Origin of the sequence: Mycobacterium sp. (genome assembly GCF_049278535.1) — a bacterium.
Classification (GTDB): Bacteria; Actinomycetota; Actinomycetes; order Mycobacteriales; family Mycobacteriaceae; genus Mycobacterium.
On record NZ_JBAPMI010000244.1, the window covers coordinates 1 to 3,343 of the forward strand.

At 64.7% G+C, this 3,343-nt stretch carries 3 protein-coding genes and 1 pseudogene; all 4 read left to right on the forward strand.

Going from position 1 to position 3,343, the window contains the following annotated elements; all coding sequences use genetic code 11:
• Positions 1-1,963, forward strand: a 1,963-nt coding sequence (gene thrS, locus WAO18_RS16705; protein ID WP_422207364.1) for a threonine--tRNA ligase, incomplete at its 5' end; no start/stop codon positions are given.
• Complete coding sequence (locus WAO18_RS16710) at positions 1,956-2,507, forward strand: HIT family protein (protein ID WP_422207365.1); 552 nt, start codon at positions 1,956-1,958, stop codon at positions 2,505-2,507. The genes thrS and WAO18_RS16710, both read left to right, overlap by 8 nt.
• Positions 2,504-3,160, forward strand: coding sequence for a phosphatidylinositol phosphate synthase (pgsA, locus tag WAO18_RS16715; RefSeq protein ID WP_422207366.1), 657 nt, complete (start codon positions 2,504-2,506; stop codon positions 3,158-3,160). The genes WAO18_RS16710 and pgsA overlap by 4 nt, the downstream gene beginning before the upstream one ends.
• Positions 3,161-3,216: 56 nt before the next feature.
• A pseudogene (locus tag WAO18_RS16720) lies at positions 3,217-3,343 on the forward strand (phosphatidylinositol mannoside acyltransferase); the annotation flags it as partial.

The window sequence follows — 3,343 nt, forward strand, 5'->3', positions numbered from 1 at the left end:
GGGTCGCGGTGCCCCGGACGCGGTCGTGGTGGTGCGCGACCCCGACGGCAAGCTGCGCGATTTGAGCTGGGTTCCCGACGCCGACGCCGACGTGGTCCCGGTGGCGGCCGACACCGACGACGGCCGCAGCGTCATCCGGCACTCGGCTGCACACGTCTTGGCACAGGCTGTGCAGGATCTGTTCCCGCACGCCAAGCTCGGCATCGGGCCGCCGATCGCCGACGGCTTCTATTACGACTTCGACGTTGCCGATCCGTTCACCCCGGAAGACCTGGACAAGCTGGAAAAGCGGATGCGCCAGATCGTCAAAGAGGGGCAGCTGTTCGACCGACGCGTCTACGAGTCCAAGGATCAGGCCCGCGGCGAACTGGCCGGCGAGCCGTACAAACTCGAGCTGGTCGACGACAAATCCGGCGATCCCGACGTGATGGAGGTCGGCGGTGACGAGCTCACCGCCTACGACAACCTGAATCCGCGTACCCGCGAACGGGTTTGGGGCGACTTGTGCCGCGGGCCGCACATCCCGACCACCAAGCACATTCCGGCGTTCAAGCTCACCCGCAGTTCGGCCGCGTACTGGCGGGGCGATCAGAACAATGCCAGTCTGCAACGGATCTACGGAACCGCGTGGGAATCGCAGGAAGCGTTGGACCGCCACCTCGAGTTGCTCGAAGAGGCTGCGCGTCGCGACCACCGCAAGCTCGGCGTCGAGCTGGATCTGTTCAGTTTCCCCGACGAAATCGGTTCGGGCCTAGCGGTTTTCCATCCCAAGGGCGGCATAGTGCGCACCGAGCTGGAGGACTATTCGCGGCGCAAGCACGCCGAGGCCGGCTACCAGTTCGTCAACACCCCGCACATCACCAAAGAACAGCTGTACATCACCTCGGGCCATCTGGAGTGGTACGCCGAGGGCATGTTCCCGCCGATGCACATCGACGCGGAGTTCAACGACGACGGAACGGTCCGCAAGCCCGGGCAGGACTATTACCTCAAGCCGATGAACTGCCCGATGCATCACCTGATCTACCGGTCGCGCGGTCGCTCCTATCGCGAACTTCCGTTGCGGCTGTTCGAGTTCGGCACCGTCTACCGGTACGAGAAGTCCGGCGTGGTGCACGGCCTGACCCGGGTGCGCGGCATGACGCAGGACGACGCGCACATCTACTGCACCCGTGAGCAGATGCGCGACGAACTGGCGTCGTTGTTGGGCTTCGTGCTGGATCTGCTGGCCGACTACGGCCTCAACGATTTCTACCTGGAGCTGTCCACCAAGGACCCGGAGAAGTACGTCGGCTCCGACGAGGTGTGGGACGAAGCCACCGCGATCCTGAGCGAAGTCGCCGAAGGCTCGGGCCTGCATCTGATTCCGGATCCCGGCGGCGCGGCGTTCTACGGCCCGAAAATCTCAGTGCAGGTCAAGGATGCGCTGGGCCGCAGCTGGCAGATGTCCACGATTCAGCTCGACTTCAACATGCCGGACCGGTTCGACTTGGAGTACACCGCCGCCGACGGATCGCGGCAACGCCCGGTGCTGATCCACCGCGCGCTGTTCGGTTCGATCGAGCGCTTCTTCGGCATCCTCACCGAGCACTATGCGGGCGCATTCCCGGCCTGGCTGGCGCCGGTGCAGGTGGTCGGCATTCCGGTGGCCGACGGCCATGTACCGTATCTGGAAGACGTTGCCGCTCAACTGAAGTCGCACGGTATCCGGATCGATGTGGATACCAGCGATGACCGGATGGCCAAGAAGATCGTCAACCACACCAACCAGCGGGTGCCGTTCATGTTGCTGGCCGGCGACCGCGACGTCGAGGCCGGCGCGGTCAGTTTCCGGTTCGGCGATCGCACGCAGATCAACGGCGTTCCTCGTGACGAGGCGGTTGCGGTCATCAAGCAATGGATCTCCGATCGTGAAAACCACGTTCCCACTGCCGATTTGGTCAAGGTGAGCAGTCGTGGCTGAAGACGACGCAATCGTCGACAGGGGAGTCGGTGAATCCGACCACCTGCAGCGGTTATGGACGCCCTACCGGATGAGTTACCTGGCCGAGGGGCCGTTGAAGCAGGAACACGACAACCGGGACCAACCGTTCACCGACATCCCGCAATTGTCCGACGAGGACGGTCTGGTGGTGGCCCGCGGCGAACTGGTCTACGCGGTGCTGAACCTCTACCCGTACAACCCGGGGCATTTGATGGTGGTGCCGTACCGGCGGCTTTCCGAGCTCGAGGATCTGACCGAGCCGGAGAGCAGCGAGCTGATGGCGTTCATCCAGAAGGCGATTCGCGTCATCAAGAACGTGTCGCGACCGCATGGGTTCAACGTCGGGGTCAACCTGGGCCAGTCGGCGGGCGGCTCGCTGGCCGAGCATCTGCATGTGCACGTGGTGCCGCGATGGGGCGGCGACGCCAACTTCATCACGATCATCGGCGATTCCAAGGTGATCCCGCAGTTGCTGCGCGACACCCGTCGGCTGCTTGCCACCGAGTGGGACAAGCAGTCGTGAGCAAACTTTTGTCCCGCGAGGGAGTAGCCCGAGTCACCAACCCGGTGGCGCGGGCGTTTCTGCACGCCGGCTTCACCGCCGACGGCGTCACCATCATCGCCACTGCCGCCGCGGTGCTTGCTGCATTGACGCTGTTTCCCACCGGCAAGCTGTTTGCCGGCGCCGTGGTCATCACGTTCTTCGTCCTGTTCGACATGGTCGATGGGGCGATGGCGCGAGAAAGCGGCGGCGGCACCAGGTTTGGCGCGGTGCTAGATGCCACCTGCGACCGCATCAGCGACGGTGCGGTGTTCTGCGGGCTGGCCTGGTGGGCGGCGTTCGGCCTGGGTAGCCGACCGTTGGTGGTGGCGACGATGATCTGCCTGGTCACCTCGCAGGTGATCTCGTACACCAAGGCGCGCGCTGAAGCCAGTGGGCTGCGCGGTGACGGCGGCTTCATCGAACGGCCGGAACGACTGATCATCGTGCTCGTCGGGGCGGGACTTTCGGACCTGCCGATCTTTCCGCTGCCGTGGGCGCTTCCGGTGGCGATGTGGTTGCTGGCCGCGGCCAGCATGGTCACCTGTGCTCAGCGGTTGCACACCGTGCGGCACTCGACCAGTGCGGCCGATCCGCTGCCGCCGCCAGGTAAGTCTGGAGAGACCGAGTCGTGATCGTCCCAGCTGGCTTGAAACTGCCTGGCATCAGCGATCTTTCGCTGGGCAGTCGAATGACCGACTGGGGCTATGCGGCCGGCTGGCTGACGGTGCGTGCCATGCCGGAATTCGCCGCTCGCAACGCATTCGACGCCGCAGCGCTGTACGCGTCGCGCAATGGGGGGCCGGATCAGCTGCGCA